Below are 21,968 nucleotides of genomic sequence, written 5' to 3'. Positions count from 1 at the left end.
AAGGCGATCGGGCTGGTGCCCTAGCCGCTAAGCCCGCACCGATAAACCGCTCAAAATGCCGACCACCATGCAAGGATTCCTGCAAGTGCCCTCGACCCGCCCGCACCGTATTACCTTCGCCAACGAGAAGGGCGGCACGGGCAAGTCGACCACCGCGGTCCATATCGCGGTCGCGCTGGCCTATTCGGGCAAGCAGGTGGTGGCCTTCGATCTCGATCACCGCCAGCGCACCATGGACCGCTATTTCGAGAATCGTGCGGAGACCGCAAAGAAGCGCGGGATTGAGCTTCCCGGCGCGCAATGCCATGTGGTCGGCGATTGCGCTGCCGAGGAATTCGAGGCGCTGGTCGCCGAAAAGGCGCAGGGTGCCGATTTCATCCTCGTCGATACGCCGGGCCGCGACGATCCGCTGGCGCGCCACAGCGCCGGCCAGGCCGATACGCTGGTCACCCCGATGAACGACAGCTTCGTCGATTTCGATCTCATCGGCCAGGTCGAGGGCGACAGCTTCAAGGTCAAGAAACTGTCCTTCTATGCCGAGCTGATCTGGGAAGCGCGGATCAAGCGCGGGCGGGTCCAGATCGAGGAGAGCCGTCCGCCGATGGACTGGGTCGTGGTCCGCAACCGCACCGGCTACACCGAGGCGCGCAACATGGCGCGGCTCGAGAAGGCGCTCGATGAGATGGCGAAGCGGGTCGGCTTCCGCGTCACCAGGGGGTTGTCGGAACGTGTGGTTTACCGCGAGCTGTTCCCCTCGGGGCTGACGCTGCTCGACAAGGGCCACCTCGGGGATCTGGGCACCAGCCATCTGGTCGCGCGGCAGGAATTGCGCGGGCTGGTCGCCAGCCTGCGGCTTCCCGGGCTGGCCGGGACCGAGGCGGCTGCGGCATGATGCGCATACTGTTCATCGCCCTGGTGGTCGCTGTCGGCTGCCGCCTGCTGCTGGGCAAATGGCCGTGGGAATATCTCCAGACCCGCTCCCGCGGGGGCAAGGAGATCGACCGGGCGCGGCGGCTGCTCGGGGTCAGCCCCAAAGCGAGCGAGCGCGAGATACGCGAGGCGCACCGTCGCATGGCTGCCATATTGCATCCGGATAGAGGGGGCAGCACCGCCAAGCTCGCCGAGGTCAACGCCGCGCGCGACCTGCTGCTCGCTCTGTTGCCCCAGAACACCATCGACCAAGAACCGCCGGAGCCGCCGCAATGAGCCATGAATTCCACCCCACCGTTCTGCGCGAATACGACATTCGCGGGATCATCGGCGAGACGCTCGGTGCCGACGATGCGCGCGCGATCGGGCGCGTGTTCGGCTCGATGCTGCGCGAAGCGGGCGGCAGCCGGGTCGCGGTCGGCTATGACGGAAGGGTCAGCTCGCCGATCCTCGAGCACGCGCTGGTCGAGGGGCTCAACGCGTCGGGGTGCGATGTGGTCCGGATCGGCATGGCCGCGACCCCGATGCTCTATTACGCCGAGGCCTCAGACGATGAGATAGATGGCGGCATTGAGATAACCGGCAGCCATAACCCCGCCAATTACAACGGCTTCAAGCTGGTATTCCAGGGGCGTCCGTTCTTCGGCGCCGATATCACAAGGCTGGGGGAACGCGCCGCCGCCGGCGAATGGATCGATGGCACCGGCACCTCCAAGACCCGCGAGGTGATGCCCGCCTATATCGACCGTCTGCTGGCGGGGCTCGATGGGGTCGACCCCGAGGCGCTGGCCGGGATGCGGATCGGCTGGGACGCGGGCAATGGCGCTGCCGGGCCCGCGCTCGAACAGCTCGCCGCCCGGCTCCCGGGGGAACATCACCTGCTCTACACCGAGGTCGACGGCAATTTCCCCAACCATCATCCCGACCCCACGGTCGAGGCCAATCTCGAGGATCTGCGAGCGCTGGTTGCCGAGAAAGGGCTCGATTTCGGGATCGCCTTCGATGGCGATGGCGACCGGATCGGCGCAATCGACGGCGAGGGCCGGGTGATCTGGGGCGACCAGCTCTTGATGATCTACGCCGAGGATGCTCTTTCGCGTCATAAGGGCGCCACCGTGATTGCCGATGTGAAGGCCAGCCGTGCGCTGTTCGACCGCGTCACGCAATGTGGCGGCAAGCCGCTGATGTGGAAGACCGGCCATTCGCTGATCAAGGCCAAGATGAAGGAAACCGGTTCCCCGCTGGCGGGCGAGATGAGCGGCCATGTGTTCTTCGCCGATGATTATTACGGCTATGACGACGCGCTCTATGCCGGGGTCCGGCTGATGGCCGCCAGTGCGCGGCTGGGCCGTTCGGTGACCCAATTGCGCGGCGCGATGCCGGCGATGGTCAATACGCCCGAGATGCGCTTCCAGGTCGACGAGAGCCGCAAGTTTGCTGCCATCGACGAGGTCAAGACGCGGCTCGCGAACAGCCCCGCCGAGGTCAATTCCACCGATGGCGTGCGGGTGACCAGCGCCGATGGCTGGTGGCTGCTGCGGGCCTCCAACACGCAGGACGTTCTTGTGGCTCGCGCCGAAAGCGACAGCCAGGAAGGGCTCGACCGTCTGCTGGCGCAGATCGACGAGCAATTGATGCTCTCGGGGCTCGAGCGCGGGGCCAGCGTGGGGCACTGAAGGGGGCAGGGTCAATTCGGGAGGGGGAGCGAATGAAGGCAATTCTGACAATCGCAGCATCACTGGTGGCGCTGGCTCCGGTCGGAGCCGCTGCGCAGGATCCCGAACCCGCAGGAGCCGAGATCGAGCTCGGCATCCCGATGGAAAAAATGCGGGCCGAGCTGACCAGGGAACTGGATGAGCTGGGCGCGCTGTTTGCCGATGTCTTCGCGGTCGAACCGCTCAGCCCCCGAGAGGAAGCCAGGCTGCCGCTTGCTACGCGGATGGCCGACCATGTCTTCCCGGTCGGATCCTTTGCGATGGTGATGGAAGAGACGATGGGCCCGATGATGGAGGCGATGATGCGCCCCACTCTGGACGATCCGGCGATGGCGGTTTCCGGATTCACCGGTCTGCCTTATGACGAGCTGGCCGCGCTCGACGAAGACGCCGTGGAAGAGGCGCTCGACCTGTTCGACCCGAACCATCGCGCTCGCAACGAGCGGATCAACCAGGCAGGGATCACCATGATGGGCGATCTCTTGGACGCCATCGAGCCCGCGTATCGCGAAGGCCTGTCGCGCGCCTATGCCACCCGCTTCGAAGCCCGCGAGATGGAGGAGCTGATCGCCTTCTTCCAGACCCCGGTCGGCGGCAAGTTCGCGGGCCAGTCGCTGCTCGTGCAGTACGATCCGCAGATGATGGCGATGATGGAGCAGCTCGGCCCCGCGATGGGCGAGGTCATGCCGGGCATGATCGAGAATATCTGGGCGATCGCCGAAGCCTATCCCGATGGCCGCGGTTTCGGCGATCTGGGAGCATCCGAGAAGGCGCGCGCGGCGCGATTGCTGGGGCGCAGCCAGTCCGAGCTCGAGGCGCTGCAATCCGGAGCGCAAGCCGACGACGAGCTCGACGAGATGGGGCCAAGCACCTGACGCCAGCCGGTCAGGAACGCAGTGCATCCTCCGGCGCTGTGCCAAAGTGACCGCGCGCCCGCTCCCTCCCGAAATCGCCGCATGGTTCACGGCACGCGGCTGGCGGGTGCGCGACCACCAGACCGCGATGCTCGCCGCGAGCGATGCCGGGCAGCACGCCATGCTGGTGGCGGACACCGGCGCGGGCAAGACGCTGGCGGGCTTCCTGCCGACGCTGGCCGATTTCGCGCCCTCGCGGCTGGACGGCGCCGCGCCGCCCGATGGGCTGCACACGCTCTACATCTCGCCGCTCAAGGCGCTGGCGCATGATGTGCAGCGCAATCTGCTCACCCCGATCGAGGAGATCGGGCTGCCGATCCGGGTCGAGACCCGCAGCGGCGATACCCCCTCGGACCGCAAGAAGCGCCAGCGCACCCGCCCGCCGCATATCCTGCTGACCACGCCCGAGAGCCTCTCGCTGCTGCTGTCGTTTCCCGACAGTATCGAGCTGTTCGCCGGTCTGAAGCGCGTGGTGATCGACGAGGTCCACGCCTTCGCCACCGGCAAGCGCGGCGATCTGCTGGCGCTGGCGCTGGCGCGGCTGCAGGCGCTCGCGCCCGGCATGCGTCGCTCCGCGCTGTCGGCGACGGTGGCCGATCCAGAGGCGTTCCGCGAATGGCTGGCGCCCTGGGGCGATATCGACAGCGTCGCTTTGGTGGAGGGCGAGGCGGGGGCTCCCGCTGAGGTCGAGATCCTGTTGCCGCGCGAAGAGCGCGTGCCGTGGGGCGGGCATGCCGCGACCTGGGCGATCCCGCAGCTCTACGAGCAGATCCGCGCCAATCGCACCACGCTGGTCTTTACCAACACGCGGTTTCTCGCCGAATACATCTTCCAGAACCTGTGGGACGTGAACGAGGACACGCTGCCGATCGGGATCCACCACGGCTCGCTCTCGAAGGAGGCGCGACGCAAGGTCGAGGGGGCGATGGCGCGCGGCGAGCTGCGCGCGCTGGTCTGCACCGCCAGCCTCGATCTCGGGGTCGACTGGGGCGATATCGACCTCGTGGTGCAGATGGGGGCGCCCAAGGGCTCCTCGCGCCTGCTGCAAAGGATCGGCCGCGCCAACCATCGGCTCGACCAGCCCAGCCGCGCGCTGCTGGTCCCGGGCAATCGCTTCGAATTCCTCGAGGCGACCGCGGCCAAGGAAGCGGTCGACGAGGGCCAGCGCGATGGCGAGGAGTTCCGCCCCGGCGGGCTCGACGTGCTGGCGCAGCACGTCATGGCCTGCGCCTGCGCCGCGCCGTTTCACGAGGGGGCGCTGCTCGCCGAAGTGCGCTCGAGCCTGTCCTATGCCTGGATCGACGAAGCGGTGTGGCAGCGGGTGCTCAATTTCGTCGCCACCGGCGGCTACGCGCTCAAGGCCTACGACAGGTTCAAGCGCATCACCCGCGCGCCCGACGGCGTCTGGCGGCTGACCCATCCCGAACAGGCGGCGCGGCATCGGATGAACGCCGGGATCATCATCGACTCCGAGATGCTCGAGGTGCGGATCAGCGCGCGCGGCGGGCGCGGCGGGCGTTCGCTGGGCAGGGTCGAGGAACGCTTCGCCGCCTCGCTCTCGCCGGGCGACACCTTCGCCTTTGCTGGGATGAGCCTCGAGGTGGTCAAGCTGCAGGACATGGAGGTGCTGGTGAAGGCCTCCAAAGCATCGGCCATGATCCCCAGCTATGGCGGGCAGCGATTGCCGCTGACGACCCATCTCGCCGAGCGGGTGCGCGCAATGCTGGTCGATCGCGCGGGCTGGGCGCGCTTCCCCGACGATGTCCGCGAATGGCTCGAGGTGCAGGACTGGCGCTCGCAGATGCCCGGGCCCGGGCAATTGCTGGTCGAGAGCTTCCCGCATGGCCGACGGTTCTACAGTGTCTATTACACTTTCGAAGGCTGGAACGCGAACCAGTCGCTCGGCATGCTGATTACGCGGCGGATGGAGGACCGCGGGCTGCTGCCCGGCGGCTTCGTCGCCAACGACTATTCGCTCGCGGTCTGGGGGCTGAAACCGGTCGGCGATCCCGTGCCGCTGCTGTCGCCCGACATCCTCCAGGACGAATTCATCGACTGGGTGCAGAATTCGCACCTGCTGCGGCGTGCCTTTCGCGAAGTGGCGGTGATCGGCGGGCTGGTCGAGCGCCAGCACCCCGGCAAGCGAAAGACCGGCAAGCAGGTCACTTTCTCGACCGATCTCATCTACGATGTGCTGCGCAAATACGAGCCCGACCATTTGCTGCTCGAAGCTGCCTGGGCCGATGCCCGGACGCGGATGACCGATGTCGGTCGGCTGGGCAATCTGCTCGACCGCGCCGCCGAGCAGCTGGTCCATGTGGAGCTCGACCGGGTCAGTCCGCTGGCGGTGCCGGTGATGGTGATGATCGGGCGCGAGGCGACGCCTCAGGGCGCGGTGGACGACGAATTGCTGCTCGAGGCGGAAAGCCTCGCGGGCGCAGCGATGCGGATCGAGGACCCGGCCAACCCCGGCTTGTGAGTATCCCGCGCGGTGCTGGCCCGCGCGCAGCAGGCCGAGCGTGGTCTGCGGGCAAAGAAAAGGGCGGCATAAGCCGCCCTTTTCGGTGTGTTCGTACAATCGAGACGCGTTACTGCGTCACCGTGCCCTCGGCACCGAAGGTGCGGTAGCGTTCGTTGCCGACGAAGCCGAACTTCGTCACGCCGCTGGCCTTGATCACGTTCAGCACGCGGGCCGAAAGCTCGTAGCTCGCGGTGCCTTCGGGCTCGAACTGGAGTTCGGGCTCAGGCGTCATGTTGCGCGTGAGGTTGAGATTCCGGACCAGCTCGCTCTCGTCGAGCACTTCGCCGTTCCAGAGAATCTCGTCGGTCGTGGTGAGCACGATCTTGTTCTGGATCGGATCGATCGGTTGATCCGGTGGATTGGGATTGGGTTGCGGCAGGTCGATGTCGACCGAATGCGTCGCAACCGGGATGGTGATGATGAACATGATGAGCAACACGAGCAGGACGTCGATCAACGGCGTCATGTTCATCGCGATCATCGGGGCGCCATCATCCTGGCCACCTGACATTGCCATGGTTGGTTTCTCCTGAAGTCTCTACGCGAGCGACGGCTTAGCCGTTCGGATCGACCGGGTTTGAAATGAAGCCGACGGTCGGATAACCGGCTGCCTGAACGTTGTAGATCGCACCTGCGACACAGGACCACGGAGCGTTGACGTCACCGCGGATGTGAACCTGCGGGATCAGATCGGGATCCTCCATGATCGCTTCGGGTCCGCCTGCGCGCTGCACGATGCTGTCGAGCCGCCCGAACGCCTGATCGTAGAGTTCCTGGGACGACACCGGGGTGATGTTGTTGAAATACACCCGGCACTGGCCGTCGCGCGAGGCACCGGCAAAACCGGGTTCGCCCGCGCTCAACCCGTTCTCGTCGGTTGTGCTGACTGTCAGCAACAGGTTTTCAACCTTGTCGCTCGATTCCACTGATTCGAAGACCGGGATGCGCAGTTTCTCGATCGTCTGGATCGCGACGGGAACCGCGATGAGAAAGATGATGAGGAGAACCAGCATCACGTCCACCAGCGGGGTGGTATTAATTTCCGACATCGGCGCATTGCCGCCGCCGCCTATCTCAACCGCCATGGCCTATCCTGTCCGTAGCTTGATTTGCGTGATGATGAAGGGGAGGGGCGGGCCGGGCACACCAGGTGCCCGGCCCGTTCCCGCCTTACTTCTTGGTCGTGGTCGTCGTGGTCGACGTCGTGCCGCCGAGCGGCTTCGCAGTCGTTGTCGTCGCGGTGGTGCCGGGGCGGGCCGCGGCGGGTGCCGTGGTCGATGCCTTGGCAGCGGCGGTGGTCGAACCAGTCGCCGTCATCGTGGCGGGCTTAACCGTGCCGTTCGAGTTCACATAGGCCAGCAGATCGGTCGAGAATGCCGAGAGCATTTCAGCGATGCGCTTGTTGCGGCTCTGCAGCCAGTTGTAGGCGAGCACCGCGGGAACCGCGACCAGCAGGCCGATGGCGGTCATGATGAGCGCTTCACCGACCGGGCCGGCAACCTTGTCGATCGAGGCCGAACCGGCGAGGCCGATGTTGATCAGCGCGCGATAGATGCCGATAACGGTACCGAGCAGGCCGATAAACGGCGAGGTGGCGCCGACCGAAGCGAGGAACGGCAGACCGCCGGCCAGCTTGGAGTTCACATAGGCTTCCGAGCGCGCCAGCGAACCGTGCATCCAGTCATGGGCTTCCAAGCTGTCGCCCATCTTGCCGTGCTGGCCTTCGGCCTGGATCGTGTCGTCGACCAATTGACGCCAAGCGCTGTTCTTGTCGAGCTTGGTGGCACCTTCCTTGAGGCTGTTGGTCTTCCAGAACGGGCCCTGCACGTCCTTGTACTGACGCATGACCTTGTTCTGCTCGAACAGCTTGGTGAACAGGATGTAGAACGAGCCGACCGACATGATCACGAGCACGCCGAAGATGGTCCAGGCGATAATACCGCCCTGTTCCATCGCTTCCATGAAGCCGAACTGGTTCTGCGGTGCCGCTTCCCCGGCGACAGCAAGAATTTGAGTAATCATAGCGAATGGTCCTTTTCGATAAAGGTCGAATTAATGTGGTGCGCCGGTCAGTCCGGCAAAACGTAGCGGATCGACTGTGTCGTCGTCGACGAGATCTCATTCCCGGCCGCGTTGAGTGCAGGGTTGTACCGCGCATAACGCTGCATCCCCCGGCAAGCGGCCTCGTCGAGCGCACTGGAGCCCGAACTACCCGACACCGAGCATGCTTCGACGCGGCCATCCGAGCCGATCGTAATGCGCATGGTCACGGTTCCCGATTCTTCCTGGCGAAGCGCGCGTGACGGGTAGTCGCCCTGAATTCGTGCAGCCCAGCTGCCTTGGTTGCGGGGCGATGCTCCACGTGCCTGAGAGGGAGGAGCCGGCGGCGGCGGCGCCGGTGGGCGCGGTGCTGCTACCGGAGCGGGGGGCGGAATCCGCACGGCCGGCGGAGCGGGCGGCGGAATCGTCACCTGAGTCCGGATATCCGGCGGCCGCGTCGAGATATTCATCGGCGGCGGCGGCGCTACCGGCGGCGGCGGAGCCGCGGCCTCGGGCTGGGGCTCGGGGGGCGGCGGCTCTTCCTCCGGCTCAGGGGGCGGCGGTTCGTCCACATCGATCGTCGTCACACGCTCAAGCACCTTGGTCGCCGCCTCATAGGCAAGACCGGTGATCAGCGCGTAACCGAGAGCAATATGAATCAGAGCAACGATGATAATCGCGATAACGCGATTGCCACTCATCTGTTGGTCAGCATAAGCCATTCGGTCGCATCACTCCATCGTCCACGCCGGATTGCTCCGGCGATTAAAGCGCCCCGCTACGGCGAGCGTAGCAAGGTGCCAAAAAAAACATCCGTCAGCATTCCTTCGGCGATCCAATGGACCAGGGGTCCATAAGGTTTCCGAAATGTCCCACCGCGAACCCGCCAAAGCAATTTTATATCATGCGCTTCGGTCTGGTCGGTCCTTTACCCATCATGCCAATGCACCGCAAACCCTTTATCGGTTAACCCCGGATTCAGTCCGCTTCGGCTTGGAACGGGGACAGCGCATAGCCATTTCAATTCTCAACAGGCAACCAAGTGTCGCTATTCCTATTGGAAACCTCCCGATGAACAACACTTCCCGCTCAGTTCTGTTGCCGCTGGTTGCCTGCCTGGCGATGGTGTCCGGCCCGCTGTCCGCGCAGGATCGCCCGAGCGTTGCGGCTCCGGCTTTGGCCACCGGACCGACCTACGCCGCTCTGGTCGATCTCGCCGAGCGGGCACCGCTCGTTGTCCGCGCGCGAATCAAGCAGCAGGCCCAGGTTTCCGCCGAGCGGGCGCCCGGCCTCGCTCCGGGGTTCGCGCGGCTCTATATCGAGGCCGAGACGCTGGCGTTGCTCTCGGGCGATATGCCGATCGGTGAGTCGCTGCGCTATCTCGTCGATGTCCCGCTCGACTCCAGGGGCAAACCGCCGAAGCTGAGGAAGCAGGAGGTGCTATTGTTCGCCCGCCCGGTGCCCAACCGCCCGCGCGAGGTACAGCTCGTCTATCCGCGCGCGCAACTGGTTGCCACGCCCGAGCTCGAGACCCGGCTGCGCCCGGTTCTGACGCAATTGGCGAGCGCCGATCGCCCTCCGGTGGTGACCGGAGTGCGCGATGTTCTGTCGATCGCCGGGACGCTGACAGGCGAATCTGAAACCCAGCTGTTTCTCGACACCGCCAATGATGGCCCGGTTTCTGTCACCGTGGTCCGCCGGCCCGGGATGGAGCCGCGCTGGGGGGTTTCGTGGACCGAGATCGTCGATCAGGCAGCGCGTCCGCCCGAGGCGGGGACGCTGGCCTGGTACCGGCTCGCCTGCGCTCTGCCCGAGCGGCTTCCCGCCGAAGCCAATCTGGCGCGCGACGAGAAGAGCCGGGCCCGTGCCGTCGAGGATTATGCGCTGGTGATGGCCAGCCTCGGCCCATGCGAGCGCAACCGCAGCTAGCCCCGAGGCAAGACAAACTGGTTCACGCGGGCCTCGGCCTTGCGCTAGGCGCGCTGGCATGGACAAGCTCTTCTGCCACCGTTTCCGCGTGCGCTATGCCGAGGTCGACCCGCAGGCGGTCGTCTTCAACTCGCGCTATCTCGAATATGCCGATATTCTGGTGAGCGAGTTTTTTCGCGACCGGCGCGCGCGCGGTCTGCCTGCCGATCTGGAATTTCATATTCGCCGTGCCGAGGTGGATTACATCCGTCCGATTCGGGCCGAGGAACTGGTCGAGGGCCGGCTGACCGTCGAGCGGATCGGCAATACCAGCATGGCGATGCGGATCGCGCTGCACGGTGTCGGGGATGAGGCCGAGGCTTCGGCTCCGGACGATTTGCGCGCCGAGATCGAGCTGGTCCAGGTGCATGTCGATCTCGCCACCGGTCGCCCGCAACCGATCCCCGATTCGCTGCGCGAGGCGTTCGGCTTCCCGGTCGGGGAACCGGCGCATGGCTGAGCCGCTGCGGATCGCGCTCGCCGGGCTGGGCACCGTCGGGGTCGGCGTGTTGCGGCTGCTCGCGGTCAATGGCGAGATGCTTGCCAAGCGCGCGGGCCGCCCGATCGAGGTGGTCGCGGTATCGGCCCGCGAACGGGCGCGCGACCGCGGCGTCGACCTCGCCGCCTATGATTGGGCGGACGACATGACCACGCTGTCCATGCGCGATGATGTCGATGTTGTGGTCGAACTCGTCGGCGGTTCCGACGGCCCGGCACTGACGCTGGCCCGAAACGCGCTCTCCAACGGGCGCCATTTCGTTACCGCCAACAAGGCGATGGTCGCGCTTCACGGCATGGAACTGGCCGAAATCGCCGAAGCCAATGCCGCCGCATTCAAATTCGAAGCCGCGGTTGCGGGTGGCATCCCGGTGGTGAAGGGCCTGCGCGAAGGCGCTGCTGCCAACCGGATCGAACGCATCTCGGGCATCCTCAACGGCACCTGCAATTTCATCCTTTCGGAAATGGAGCGCAGCGGTGCCGATTTCTCAGATGTGCTGACCCAGGCGCAGGCCAGGGGTTTTGCCGAGGCCGATCCCGGTTTCGATATCGAAGGCGTCGATGCGGCGCACAAGCTCGCCATCCTCGCCGCGATCGGGTTCGGGGCGCGGATCGATTTCGATGCGGTCGCGATCAGCGGGATCACCGAGGTCGGCGCTGCCGATATCGCGCGGGCCGAAACGCTGGGCTTCGTCATCCGGCTGGTGGGGGTCGCGGATTGCGACACGCAGGGCAATGGCGCGCCCCGGCTGCTGCAGCGGGTGCGCCCCTGCCTCGTACCCAAGAACCATCCGCTGGCGCATGTCACCGGGCCGACCAACGCGGTGGTGGTCGAGGGCAATTTCTCCGGCCGCCTGCTGTTTCAGGGCGCCGGTGCCGGCGACGGGCCGACTGCGAGCTCGGTGGTTGCCGATCTGGTCGACATCGCGCGCGGCGATACCGGGTTGCCGTTCTCGGTCCCGGTTGCGCAGCTCGAGCCGCTCGAGGCGGCCGATCCGGGGCACCGGGTCGGGCGCGACTATCTGCGCTTCACGGTCGCCGATCGCCCCGGCGTGCTGGCCGAAATCACCGCTGCGATGCGCGACGCGGACCTGTCGATCGAAAGCCTGATCCAGCAGGGGCGTTCGGCCAATGGGGGCGAGGTGCTGGTGGCGATGGTCACCCACGAAGGACCCGAGCGCTGCGTGACCAAGGCGCTCGAGCTGCTCGAAGGCTCGGCCAGCCTTACCGCTCCGCCCCTGGTTCTGCCGATTCTGCGGGACTGACTTCTTCGTCGAAATCGGGGAGCGGAGGCAAGCCGAGCTTTTCCTCTGAGACCGGCGATATCGGTCCGCGCCCGGCATCGCCGCCGCTTCCGAGCGGGGCCAGTCCGCGCGCGATCCGGTCGGCATCCGAGCCCGGCGGCGCTTCGGGCAGGGCTGCAAAGTCGATCATGATCGCCGGCGGCGGCGGGCATTTTTGCAAGCCCGGAATGCAAAGTCCGCCGATGGTGGGTTTGCCCGTGAAGATGCCGCAATTGGGTCCGCATGGATCGACTGGCGCGGGATTGTTTCTGTTCATCGTTTCGGCAGCATAACGGCGCTCCCAGGCCTCCTGATTCCAGACCCCGTCGGTGTTTTCTCCGCTCTGGCCGCAAACCACGATCTCGCCCGAAATGACTGTGGCGTAATCGTCCTCGACGCAAGGCACGGCGCCGCCGTCTTCCTCCTCCTCGACCGCCTGCGTTACCAGCAGATCGATTCGCTGTGGCGGCCTGCTGTCCTGCGCGCTTGCCGGCTGGCCGATGCCAAGCATCAGCAGGGCGCCGAGTGCCCCGGCGTGTCTCGACATTGCCATGCTCCCTGTCTATCCGGCACCAAACTCGCTCTGGGGACTGAACCGACTATGAACCTGCCCGCCGACAACCCGCTCGACCGTATTCTCGTCCTCGAAATGGTCCGCGTCACCGAGGCCGCTGCGGTCGCCGCGTCGAAGCTTGTCGGGCGCGGCGATGAGAAGGCCGCCGATGCTGCGGCGGTCGAGGCCATGCGCAAGGCCTTCGACGAGCTCTATATGGATGGCACCGTCGTGATTGGCGAGGGCGAGCGCGACGAGGCGCCGATGCTCTATATCGGCGAAAAGGTTGGCGGCGCTCCGGGCAAGGGACCCAAGATCGATATCGCGCTCGACCCGCTCGAAGGCACCACGATCACCGCCAAGGCCGGCGCCAATGCCCTCGCGGTGCTGGCGGCCGCCAAGGAAGGCGACCTGCTCAACGCGCCCGATACCTATATGGACAAGCTGGCGGTTGGCCCCGGCTATCCCGAAGGCATCATCGATCTCGCCAAATCGCCCAGCGACAATGTTCGCGCGGTGGCCAAGGCCAAGGGCGTCGAACCGTCCGAGATCATCGTCTGCGTTCTCGACCGGCCGCGCCACACCGATCTCATCGCCGAATTGCGCGCGCTGGGCTGCGGCGTGGTGCTGATCGACGATGGCGATGTCGCGGCGGTTATCGCGGTCACCGACGAGGACACCACCATCGACATGTATATGGGGCAGGGCGGCGCCCCGGAAGGCGTGCTCGCGGCAGCCGCGCTGCGCTGTGTCGGCGGCCAGTTCAACGGCCGGCTCGTGTTCCGTAACGAGGAAGAGAAGGGCCGCGCGCGCAAGCTGGGCATCCCCGACGAGGAGTTCGACCGCATCTACAAGCTCGAGGAGCTCGCGCGCGGCGACTGCATCTTCGCCGCGACGGGCGTGACCGACGGGTCGCTGCTCGCCGGGGTCAAGCGCCGCCGTGGCGGGCTGATGACGACCGAGAGCGTCGTGATGCGCGCCAGCAGCGGCACCGTGCGCTGGATCAAGGGCGAGCACAAGGTGCGCTAACCAGGGCCTGGGCGCGTAGTTCTTCCGCTCATAACCCTCGGAACTTGCCGGAAACCGGACTGCGGCGTGTTGCAATCGCGTGACGCTCGGCTAGGCCGTTGCGCGACGCGCTGACAGGGATTCGTTCGCATGAAAATCATGGCCGCCAATTCGAACCTGCCGCTCGCCCGGGCGATCGCGGCCTATCTCGAAATGCCGCTGGTCGATGCCGGTGTCCGCCGTTTCGCCGACGAGGAAATCTTCGTCGAGATTCACGAGAACGTGCGCGGCGAGGATGTCTTCGTGGTCCAGTCGACCAGCTATCCCGCCAACGACAATCTGATGGAATTGCTGATCTGCATCGATGCGCTGCGCCGCGCCTCGGCCAAGCGGATCACCGCTGTGGTGCCCTATTTCGGTTACGCCCGTCAGGACCGCAAGCCCGGTCCGCGGACCCCGATCTCGGCCAAGCTGGTCGCCAATCTGATTACCGAGGCCGGCGCCAGCCGCGTGCTGGCGGTCGATCTGCACGCCGCGCAGATCCAGGGCTTCTTCGATATTCCGACCGACAATCTCTATGCTGCGCCGGTGATGGCAGCGGATATCCAGGCGCGCTACGGCGATGAGGACCTGATGGTGGTGAGCCCCGATGTCGGCGGCGTGGTCCGTGCTCGCGCGCTGGCCAAACGGCTCGACAACGCGCCGCTCGCGATCGTCGACAAGCGCCGCGATCGCCCGGGCGAGAGCGAGGTGATGAACATCATCGGCGATGTGAAGGGGCGGCACTGCATCATGATCGACGATATCGTCGATTCGGGTGGAACGCTCTGCAATGCGGCCGAAGCCTTGCTCGCGCAGGGCGCCGCGAGCGTCGCCGCCTATATCAGCCATGGCGTTCTTTCGGGCGGGGCGGTGGCGCGGATCAACAAATCGGCGCTCAAGGAACTGGTCATCACCGACACGATCCGTCCGACCGACGATGTGCTCGATTCCGATCGCGTGCGCATTCTCACCATCGCTCCGCTGGTCGGCGAGGCGGTGCGCCGCATCGCCGACGAAAGCAGCGTTTCCAGCCTGTTCGACTGAGATGGCGAGCAGCGCCGATCTCGCGCTCGCCAATCGGCTTGCCGATGCCGCGGGCGAAGCGATCCGGCCGCTGTTCCGCGGATCCTGGACCGACGAACGCAAGGGCGATTCCTCGCCGGTGACCGAGGTCGATCGCGCCGCCGAAGCCGCGATGCGCGCGATCCTCGAGGTCGAACGGCCCGATGACGGCATCATCGGCGAAGAATACGGAACCCGCAACGAAGGCGCGGTGCGCCAATGGGTGCTCGACCCGATCGACGGAACCATCAGCTTCATGGCCGGGCGCCCGATCTTCGGCACGTTGATTTCGCTGATGGAGGGCGGCTTTCCGGTGCTGGGCGTAATCGACCAGCCGATCGCGAGGGAGCGCTGGGTCGGGCGGATCGGCCACGATACGACCTTCAATGGCAAGGTCGCCCGCACCCGCGGCTGCCGCAGCCTGGCCGATGCGGTGCTCGCCACCAGCAGCCCGCATTATTTCTCCAGCGAGGAAGCCGATGACTACATGGCGCTCGCGCAGGCGGTGGCGCAGGACAAGCGGCAGGGCATGATCGTCTATGGCGGCGATTGCTACAATTACGGGCTGCTCGCCTCGGGCCATCTCGATGTGATCTGCGAGGCCGGTCTCCAGCTGTTCGATTTCGCCGCGCTGGTCCCGATCGTCGAGGGCGCGGGCGGAGTGATGTGCGACTGGTCGGGCGAACCGCTCCACGCCGCCAGCGACGGCCGCGTGCTGGCGCTGGGCGAACCGGCACGGCTCGAGGATGTGCTCGAGGCGATGGGGCGGGCCAACGCGCAAGGCCACGACCACGGGCACTGAGCGCGCTGCGGTTCGTTTGCGCGGCATGACCACCATCCTCGTCACCGGCGCAGGCAACGGCATCGGCCGTGCCACTCTCCTCCATTTTCACGGCCTCGGCTGGCGCGTTGCCGGGCTGGACAAGGATGCCGAAGCGCTCGCCGAATTGCGCGCGGCACTCCCCGCTTCCGAAGCGCTGCTGCTCACCTGCGATGTCGGCAAAGAAGGCGAGGTCGCCCGCGCCTTCGCCCGCATCGAGGAATGGCTGGACGAGGACGCGCTCGATTGCCTCGTCAACAATTCCGGCATCGCCGACCCCTATTGCGGGCCGCTCGCCGACCTCTCGCTCTCGGATTGGCAGCGATGGATCGATGCCAGCCTGACCGCGGCTTTTCTGTGCAGCCGCGCGGCAGTGCCGCTACTCGAACGCAGCCGGAAGGCGAGCATCGTCAACATCTCTTCGACCCGCGCCGTGATGAGCGAGCCCGAAAGCTTCGCCTATGCCGCTGCGAAGGGCGGGCTCGACACGCTGACCCATGCCATGGCGGTCTCGCTAGGCCCGGCCATCCGGGTCAACGCCATCCGTCCGGGGTGGATCGAGACCGGCCCATGGCAGAAGACCGGCCAGAGCAGCGTGCCCGATCATCGCCCGCGCGACCGCGATCAGCACCCGGTCGGCCGGATCGGGCGCTGCGAGGATATCGCCGAGGCGGTCGCCTATCTGCATCATGCGGGCTTCGTGACCGGCCAGCACCTCAACATCGACGGTGGCATGACAAAGAAGATGATCTACGAGCACTGACATGACCCTGGCCGCACCTCTGGACAATCGCACCGCGCTGGTGACCGGAGCGGCGCGGGGCCTCGGTTTCGCGATCGCGCGCGGGCTCGCAGAGAGCGGGGCGAGCGTCTGGCTCAACGGCCGCGACGAGGATGCGCTGGCGGCGGCGGCGCGGGACATCGGCCCCAACGCGCGAATCCTGCCATTCGACATCGGCGCCGATTCGGCGTGCGAATCGGCTTTCGCGCGGATTGCGGACGAGGGCGGTCTCGATATTCTGGTCAACAATGTCGGCCAGCGCGACCGGCGCCCGCTGGCGCAGCTTGGCCGCAGCGACATGAGCGCGCTGCTCGACACCAATCTGGTCGCCCCCTTCGACCTGGCGCGCCGCGCCGCGCCGCTGATGCAGGCGCGCGGCTATGGGCGGATCGTCAACATCACCTCGATCGCCGCCGATATCGCGCGCGGCGATCCGCTTTACACCGCCAGCAAGGGCGGGCTCGCCGCGCTGACCCGCGCGCTGGCGGCGGAACTGGGCGGTAGCGGGATCACCGTCAACGCGGTCGCGCCGGGCTATTTCGCGACCGAGGCGAACGCTGCGATGGTCGCGGATCCCGAGGTGGCGGCGCATCTCGCGCGGCGGACATCGCTGGGGCGCTGGGGCCAGCCCGAGGAGATCGCCGGCGCGGTCGTCTTCCTTGCCTCGCCCGCCGCCAGCTACGTCACCGGACAGACGCTGGCGGTCGACGGCGGCTACCTCAGCCACTTCTGATGCTTGCCTTTGCGGGCAAAAAGGGTATGTGCGCGGGCTTCAACGACACGTGATTCATGTGCCGGCCTGGCGACAAGGGCTGCCAGGGCTGGTTCGACGTGTCTCTGCACAGGAGATGAAAATGCCCAAGCTGAAGACCAAGAGCGGTGTGAAGAAACGCTTCAAAATCACCGCCACCGGCAAGGTCAAGCACGGTGTCGCGGGCAAGCGCCACCGGCTGATGAGCCACAATGCGAAGTATATCCGCCAACAGCGCGGGACCAAGCTTCTTTCCAAGGCCGATTGGGCTGCGGTGAAGAAATGGGCCCCCTACGGGCTCGGCTGAGCCCCCGCTTTAAGGAGAAAGAGATATGCCTCGCATCAAACGCGGCGTGACCACACGCCAGAAGCACAAGCGGCTCCTCGACCAGGCCAAGGGCTATCGCGGTCGTCGCAAGAACACCATTCGCATTGCGCGTCAGGCGGTCGAAAAGGCCGGCCAATACGCCTATCGCGACCGCAAGGTTAAGAAGCGCAACTTCCGCGCCCTGTGGATCCAGCGCATCAACGCGGCGGTCCGCGCCGAAGGCCTGACCTATTCGCAGTTCATGCACGGCGTTAAGCTTGCCGGCATTGAATTGGATCGCAAGGTCATGGCCGACCTCGCCATGAAAGAAAGCGCCGCCTTCGGTGCGATCATCAAGCAGGCCAAGGGCGCGCTTCCCGCCTGAATCGTTGCAACCGCATAAAGAAAGAGCGCCGCCCCTCCCGGGGTTGGCGCTTTTTCTTTGTCCGCCTTTCGGCTAGCGAGCCCCCGATATGACCAGCGACAACGAGCAAAAAATCGCCGCCACGCTTGAGCGGCTTCACGGCACCCAGGATCTGGCCGGGATCGAGGCGATCCGGGTCGAGGCGCTGGGCAAGCAGGGCTGGCTCAACCAGCTGATGAAGACGCTGGGCAAGATGAGCCCCGAGGAGCGCCAGGTCGAAGGGCCGCGGCTGCAGGGCATGCGCACGCGCATCTCCGAAGCGCTCGACGAGCGCAAGGCGACGATCGAGGCGGCGGAGCTCGAGCGGCGGCTGGCGACCGAGGTGCTGGATTTGACGCTGCCCGCGCCCGAGGCCCCCGCCGGTTCGGTCCACCCGGTCAGCCAGGTGATGGACGAGCTCGCCGAGATCTTCGCCGATCTGGGCTTCTCGGTCGCCACCGGCCCCGAGATCGAGGACGACTGGCACAATTTCACCGCGCTCAACATGGCCGAAACCCATCCCGCGCGCGCGATGCACGATACTTTCTACTTCCCGGAATCGGATGCGGTGACGATTCCCGCCTCAAGTAGCGAAGCGGTAGGCGAGAAAAGGCGCATGCTGCTGCGAACCCACACCTCGCCGGTGCAGATCCGCGCGATGGTGGAGCAGGGCGCGCCGATCCGGCTGATTGCGCCGGGCCGGGTCTATCGCTCCGACAGCGATGCGACCCACACCCCGATGTTCCACCAGATCGAGGGGCTGGTGATCGATCGCGACATCCATCTCGGCCATCTCAAATGGACGCTCGAGACCTTCCTCAAGGCGTTCTTCGAGCGCGAGGATATCGTGCTGCGGCTGCGCCCGAGCTACTTTCCCTTCACCGAACCCAGCGTCGAGGTCGATGTCGGCTGGCGCGATGTCGACGGTCGCCGCGCGCTCGGCGGCGATGGCGATGCGCCCGGCCATGGCTGGATGGAACTGCTCGGCAGCGGGATGGTCAACGCCCGCGTCATCGAATTCGCCGGGCTCGATCCGCAAGAATGGCAGGGCTTCGCCTTCGGGGTCGGGGTCGATCGGCTGGCGATGCTCAAATACGGGATGGACGATTTGCGCGCCTTTTTCGACGGCGACCAGCGCTGGCTGGCGCATTACGGCTTCTCGCCCTTCGACCAGCCGACCCTCTCCGGCGGTGTGGGAGCGCGCGCATGAAATTCTCGCTCGAATGGCTCAGCCACTTCCTCGAAACCGAGGCCTCGACCGCCGAGATCGCCGCCGCGCTCAACGCTGTCGGTCACGAGGTCGAGGGGATCGAGGATCCGGCGCAACGGCTGGCGGGCTTCCGCGTGGCCGAGGTGCTGACCGCCGCGCCGCATCCCGATGCCGACAAGCTGCAGGTGCTCACCGTCGACAGCGGGGACGGCCAGCCGCTCCAGGTCGTCTGCGGCGCGCCCAATGCGCGCGCGGGCATGAAGGGCGTGCTCGGCCTGCCGGGCGCGGTGGTCCCGTCCAACGGGATGGAACTGCGCAAGAGCGCGATCCGCGGGCAGGAATCCAACGGCATGATGTGCTCGGTGCGCGAGCTCGAACTGGGCGACGCGCACGAAGGCATCATCGAGCTGCCCGAGGATGCGCCCGTGGGCGCGAGCTTTGCCGACTACCACGCCGCCTCGCCGGTGTTCGATGTCGCGATCACCCCCAACCGCCCCGATTGCATGGGTGTGATGGGGATTGCGCGCGATCTCGCCGCCGCCGGGCTTGGGACCTTCAAGCCGGTCGAGGTGCCCGCGATCGAGGGCGGTTACGACTGCCCGATCGAGATCCGCACCGAGGATCCCGAGGGCTGCCCGGCCTTCTACGGCCGCGTCATTCGCGGGGTCGCCAATGGCAGTTCGCCCGATTGGATGCAGCGCCGCCTGCTGGCCGCCGGACAGCGCCCGATCAGCGCGCTGGTCGATTGCACCAATTACCTGATGCTCGCTTGCGGGCGACCTGCGCATGTCTACGACCTCGCCACGCTCTCGGGCGCGATGGTCGCGCGCCGCGCCCGCAACGGCGAACAGGTCGAGGCGCTCAACGAGAAGACCTATATGCTGGGCGACACCATGACGGTGATCGCGGACGACAGCCGGGTCCACGACATCGCGGGGATCATGGGCGGTGCGCATTCGGGCGCAAGCGAGGGCACCACCGATGTCCTGCTCGAGATCGCCTATTTCGACCCCGAGCGGATCGGGGTGACCGGGCGCCGGCTGGGTCTTGCCAGCGATGCCCGGACGCGGTTCGAGCGCGGGGTCGACCCGGCCTTTCTCGACGACGGGCTGGCGCTGCTGACCGATCTGATTGTGACCTGCTGCGGCGGCGAGCCCAGCAATGTGGTCCGCGCCGGAGCGCCGCCCGCCAAGACGAAGCGTGTCGCTTTCGATCCCGCGCTCACCGCACGGCTGGGCGGCGTCGAGGTGGCGCCGGACGAGCAGCGCCGCATTCTCGAAGCGCTAGATTTCGCCGTGGCGGAGGACTGGCAGGTCACGGAGCCGCTGCGCCGCCACGATATCGAGGGGCCTGCCGATCTGGTCGAGGAAGTGGTCCGCATCCACGGGCTCGACAAGGTGGCGAGCGTGCCGCTGCCGCGTCCGGCCAATGAAAACGGATGGGGCGTTGCGCGACCGACCGCTACACCCACCCAGCAGCTCGAGCGCAAGCTGCGCCGCGCAGCCGCCGCACGCGGGCTCAACGAGGCGGTGACCTGGTCCTTCCTCCCCACCGCGCAGGCCGAGCATTTCGCGGATGGTGAGCGCTTGTGGGTGCTCGACAACCCGATCAGCGAGGACATGAAGGCGATGCGCCCCTCGCTGTTGCCCGGATTGCTCGCCGCTGCCGCGCGCAATGCCGATCGCGGCCTCAGCGGATCGCGGCTGTTCGAGATCGGTCGCCGCTACTTCCGCGGCAAGGACGGCGCCAGCGACGAGCGGGCGACGCTGGGTGTGGTGCTGGCGGGCGCCAAAGCGCCGCGCGGCTGGTCCAGCGGCAAGGCGGCACCGTTCGATGCCTACGACGCCAAGGCCGAAGCGCTCGCGCTGCTCGAAGCCGCCGGCGCTCCCATAGCCAATCTGATGGTGATGGGGGAAGCCGGTGACCAGTTCCACCCCGGACAATCCGCCACGCTGCGGCTCGGCCCCAAGAATGTGCTGGCCCGCTTCGGCGCGCTGCATCCCGCGACGCTCAAGGCCTTCGATCTCGAGGGGGCGGTGATGGCGGTCGAAATCTTCCTCGACGCGATTCCCGCGAAGAAGGGCAAGCCGGCATTTGCGCGCCGTGCCTATGCCCCGCCTGCGCTTCAGGCGGTGACGCGCGACTTCGCCTTTCTCGTTCCGACCGCGCTCGCGGCGGGCGATCTGCTGCGCGCGGTCGGCGGTGCGGACAAGCAGGCCATCGTCGGCGCGCGGGTGTTCGATGTCTTCACCGGGCAGGGCGTCCCAGAAGGCCATAAATCGCTGGCACTCGAGGTGACCCTTCAGCCGGGCGACAAAAGCTTCACCGATGAGGAGATCAAGGCGATTTGCGACAAGGTGATCGCCGCTGCCGCCAAACTCGGCGCGGAGTTGCGGGCATGAGCCGGATCGCCCTCGTCACCGGTGCCACCGCCGGAATCGGCGAAGCCACAGTGCGCGCGCTGGTCGCCGGCGGCTGGCGCTGCATCGCCACGGGGCGGCGCGCAGAGCGGCTGCAGGCGCTGGTCGACGAGCTGGGCGCGGACAAGGTCCACCCGGCAGCGTTCGACGTCACCGACGAAGCCGCGCGCGATGCGGCGCTCGATGCACTGCCCGAAGCGTTTGCCGGGATCGAACTGCTGGTGAACAACGCCGGGCTCGCGCTCGGCACCTCGCCCGCGCAGGAGAGCGATCTGGCGCAATGGAAGACCATGATAGCGACCAATGTCACCGCGCTGGTCTCGCTCACGCACAAGCTGCTGCCGGGGCTGATCGCGCGCAAGGGTGCGGTGATCAACCTCTCCTCGGTCGCGGCGAATTACCCCTATCCCGGCGGCAACGTCTATGGCGGGACCAAGGCCTTCGTCAGCCAGTTCACGCTGGGCCTGCGCTCGGACCTGCATGGCACCGGGGTGCGCGTCACCGCAATCGAGCCGGGCATGGTCGAGACCGAATTCACGCTGGTGCGCACCGGAGGCAATCAGGATGCGCACGAAAAGCTCTACGGCGGCGCGCAGCCGATGACCGCTGCGGATATCGCCGAGACCGTCCGCTGGGTTGCCGAACTGCCGCCGCATCTCAACATCAACACGCTCGAACTGATGCCGGTGAGCCAGAGCTACGCCGGCTTCCGCATCGCCCGCGAGCCCTAGCGCTTCACCGT

Annotated in this window: 23 protein-coding genes; 18 read left to right on the top strand and 5 right to left on the bottom strand. The window is 66.5% G+C overall.

Features of this window, described 5'->3' with window-relative positions; all coding sequences use genetic code 11:
* The first annotated feature begins 55 nt into the window (after nucleotides 1-55).
* From A9995_RS04840 to A9995_RS04820, 5 genes are read left to right on the top strand one after another with little or no spacing between them, the layout of a single operon-like run.
* On the top strand, nucleotides 56-892 hold the full coding sequence (locus A9995_RS04840; protein ID WP_304456020.1) for a division plane positioning ATPase MipZ: 837 nt from the start codon (nucleotides 56-58) through the stop codon (nucleotides 890-892).
* Nucleotides 889-1,206 carry a J domain-containing protein gene (locus A9995_RS04835; RefSeq protein ID WP_067609895.1) on the top strand — a complete coding sequence of 106 codons (318 nt, stop codon included), beginning with the start codon at nucleotides 889-891 and terminating at the stop codon, nucleotides 1,204-1,206. The genes A9995_RS04840 and A9995_RS04835 overlap by 4 nt, the downstream gene beginning before the upstream one ends.
* Nucleotides 1,203-2,606, top strand: coding sequence for a phosphoglucomutase/phosphomannomutase PgmG (gene pgmG / locus A9995_RS04830; protein ID WP_067609893.1), 1,404 nt, complete (start codon nucleotides 1,203-1,205; stop codon nucleotides 2,604-2,606). The genes A9995_RS04835 and pgmG overlap by 4 nt, the downstream gene beginning before the upstream one ends.
* A gap of 32 nt (nucleotides 2,607-2,638) precedes the next feature.
* The gene (locus tag A9995_RS04825; protein ID WP_067609891.1) at nucleotides 2,639-3,520 is read left to right on the top strand and encodes a DUF2059 domain-containing protein; all 882 of its coding nucleotides are present in this window, start codon (nucleotides 2,639-2,641) and stop codon (nucleotides 3,518-3,520) included.
* A 46-nt stretch (nucleotides 3,521-3,566) separates the two neighbouring features.
* The gene (locus A9995_RS04820; protein ID WP_067609889.1) at nucleotides 3,567-6,038 is read left to right on the top strand and encodes a ligase-associated DNA damage response DEXH box helicase; all 2,472 of its coding nucleotides are present in this window, start codon (nucleotides 3,567-3,569) and stop codon (nucleotides 6,036-6,038) included.
* Between the two features lie 109 nt (nucleotides 6,039-6,147).
* On the opposite strand, the gene A9995_RS04815 is transcribed toward A9995_RS04820, so the two are convergent.
* From A9995_RS04815 to A9995_RS04800, 4 genes are all read right to left on the bottom strand, one after another.
* The gene (locus A9995_RS04815) at nucleotides 6,148-6,597 is read right to left on the bottom strand and encodes a biopolymer transporter ExbD (RefSeq protein ID WP_067609887.1); all 450 of its coding nucleotides are present in this window, start codon (nucleotides 6,595-6,597) and stop codon (nucleotides 6,148-6,150) included.
* A gap of 37 nt (nucleotides 6,598-6,634) precedes the next feature.
* Nucleotides 6,635-7,165, bottom strand: a complete 531-nt coding sequence (locus A9995_RS04810) for a biopolymer transporter ExbD (protein ID WP_199797214.1) — start codon at nucleotides 7,163-7,165, stop codon at nucleotides 6,635-6,637.
* A gap of 85 nt (nucleotides 7,166-7,250) precedes the next feature.
* On the bottom strand, nucleotides 7,251-8,102 hold the full coding sequence (locus tag A9995_RS04805; RefSeq protein WP_067609885.1) for a MotA/TolQ/ExbB proton channel family protein: 852 nt from the start codon (nucleotides 8,100-8,102) through the stop codon (nucleotides 7,251-7,253).
* A 47-nt stretch (nucleotides 8,103-8,149) separates the two neighbouring features.
* Nucleotides 8,150-8,842: an energy transducer TonB gene (locus tag A9995_RS04800; protein ID WP_067609882.1), complete on the bottom strand. Its 693-nt coding sequence runs from the start codon at nucleotides 8,840-8,842 to the stop codon at nucleotides 8,150-8,152.
* Nucleotides 8,843-9,191: 349 nt separating this feature from the next.
* Between A9995_RS04800 and A9995_RS04795 the strand changes: the two genes are divergently transcribed.
* The 3 genes from A9995_RS04795 to A9995_RS04785 are packed head-to-tail and all read left to right on the top strand — an operon-like array spanning nucleotide 9,192 to nucleotide 11,851.
* Nucleotides 9,192-10,049 carry a hypothetical protein gene (locus A9995_RS04795; RefSeq protein ID WP_067609880.1) on the top strand — a complete coding sequence of 286 codons (858 nt, stop codon included), beginning with the start codon at nucleotides 9,192-9,194 and terminating at the stop codon, nucleotides 10,047-10,049.
* A 58-nt stretch (nucleotides 10,050-10,107) separates the two neighbouring features.
* Complete coding sequence (locus A9995_RS04790) at nucleotides 10,108-10,548, top strand: thioesterase family protein (protein ID WP_067609878.1); 441 nt, start codon at nucleotides 10,108-10,110, stop codon at nucleotides 10,546-10,548.
* On the top strand, nucleotides 10,541-11,851 hold the full coding sequence (locus A9995_RS04785) for a homoserine dehydrogenase (RefSeq protein ID WP_067609877.1): 1,311 nt from the start codon (nucleotides 10,541-10,543) through the stop codon (nucleotides 11,849-11,851). The genes A9995_RS04790 and A9995_RS04785 overlap by 8 nt, the downstream gene beginning before the upstream one ends.
* On the opposite strand, the gene A9995_RS17200 is transcribed toward A9995_RS04785, so the two are convergent.
* Nucleotides 11,811-12,416 (bottom strand): hypothetical protein, encoded by a 606-nt coding sequence (locus A9995_RS17200; RefSeq protein WP_067609875.1) that lies wholly within the window; start codon nucleotides 12,414-12,416, stop codon nucleotides 11,811-11,813. The genes A9995_RS04785 and A9995_RS17200 overlap by 41 nt on opposite strands.
* A 54-nt stretch (nucleotides 12,417-12,470) precedes the next feature.
* On the opposite strand from A9995_RS17200, the gene glpX reads away from it, so the two are divergent.
* The 10 genes from glpX to A9995_RS04730 all read left to right on the top strand — a co-directional run bounded on the left by glpX (nucleotide 12,471) and on the right by A9995_RS04730 (nucleotide 21,957).
* Nucleotides 12,471-13,451 carry a class II fructose-bisphosphatase gene (glpX, locus tag A9995_RS04775; protein ID WP_067609873.1) on the top strand — a complete coding sequence of 327 codons (981 nt, stop codon included), beginning with the start codon at nucleotides 12,471-12,473 and terminating at the stop codon, nucleotides 13,449-13,451.
* A 129-nt stretch (nucleotides 13,452-13,580) separates the two neighbouring features.
* The gene (locus A9995_RS04770; RefSeq protein ID WP_067609870.1) at nucleotides 13,581-14,516 is read left to right on the top strand and encodes a ribose-phosphate pyrophosphokinase; all 936 of its coding nucleotides are present in this window, start codon (nucleotides 13,581-13,583) and stop codon (nucleotides 14,514-14,516) included.
* Between the two features lies 1 nt (nucleotide 14,517).
* Nucleotides 14,518-15,336: an inositol monophosphatase family protein gene (locus tag A9995_RS04765; protein ID WP_067609869.1), complete on the top strand. Its 819-nt coding sequence runs from the start codon at nucleotides 14,518-14,520 to the stop codon at nucleotides 15,334-15,336.
* Between the two features lie 25 nt (nucleotides 15,337-15,361).
* Complete coding sequence (locus A9995_RS04760; protein ID WP_067609867.1) at nucleotides 15,362-16,117, top strand: SDR family NAD(P)-dependent oxidoreductase; 756 nt, start codon at nucleotides 15,362-15,364, stop codon at nucleotides 16,115-16,117.
* 1 nt (nucleotide 16,118) lies between these two features.
* Nucleotides 16,119-16,868, top strand: a complete 750-nt coding sequence (locus A9995_RS04755) for an SDR family oxidoreductase (RefSeq protein ID WP_067609865.1) — start codon at nucleotides 16,119-16,121, stop codon at nucleotides 16,866-16,868.
* 121 nt (nucleotides 16,869-16,989) lie between these two features.
* Nucleotides 16,990-17,193 carry a 50S ribosomal protein L35 gene (gene rpmI, locus A9995_RS04750; protein WP_067610326.1) on the top strand — a complete coding sequence of 68 codons (204 nt, stop codon included), beginning with the start codon at nucleotides 16,990-16,992 and terminating at the stop codon, nucleotides 17,191-17,193.
* Nucleotides 17,194-17,218: 25 nt separating this feature from the next.
* Nucleotides 17,219-17,578, top strand: a complete 360-nt coding sequence (gene rplT, locus A9995_RS04745) for a 50S ribosomal protein L20 (protein WP_067609863.1) — start codon at nucleotides 17,219-17,221, stop codon at nucleotides 17,576-17,578.
* Between the two features lie 88 nt (nucleotides 17,579-17,666).
* Nucleotides 17,667-18,806, top strand: coding sequence for a phenylalanine--tRNA ligase subunit alpha (gene pheS, locus A9995_RS04740; RefSeq protein ID WP_067609861.1), 1,140 nt, complete (start codon nucleotides 17,667-17,669; stop codon nucleotides 18,804-18,806).
* The gene (gene pheT / locus A9995_RS04735) at nucleotides 18,803-21,208 is read left to right on the top strand and encodes a phenylalanine--tRNA ligase subunit beta (RefSeq protein ID WP_067609859.1); all 2,406 of its coding nucleotides are present in this window, start codon (nucleotides 18,803-18,805) and stop codon (nucleotides 21,206-21,208) included. The genes pheS and pheT overlap by 4 nt, the downstream gene beginning before the upstream one ends.
* On the top strand, nucleotides 21,205-21,957 hold the full coding sequence (locus A9995_RS04730) for an SDR family NAD(P)-dependent oxidoreductase (RefSeq protein WP_067609857.1): 753 nt from the start codon (nucleotides 21,205-21,207) through the stop codon (nucleotides 21,955-21,957). Before pheT ends, A9995_RS04730 begins: the two co-directional genes overlap by 4 nt.
* Nucleotides 21,958-21,968: the final 11 nt, after the last annotated feature.

This window comes from Erythrobacter sp. QSSC1-22B, assembly GCF_001678665.1.
Classification (GTDB): Bacteria; Pseudomonadota; Alphaproteobacteria; order Sphingomonadales; family Sphingomonadaceae; genus Qipengyuania.
The sequence above is the reverse complement of the archived record's forward strand: the minus strand, read 5'-3'. Positions and strand labels throughout refer to the sequence as shown.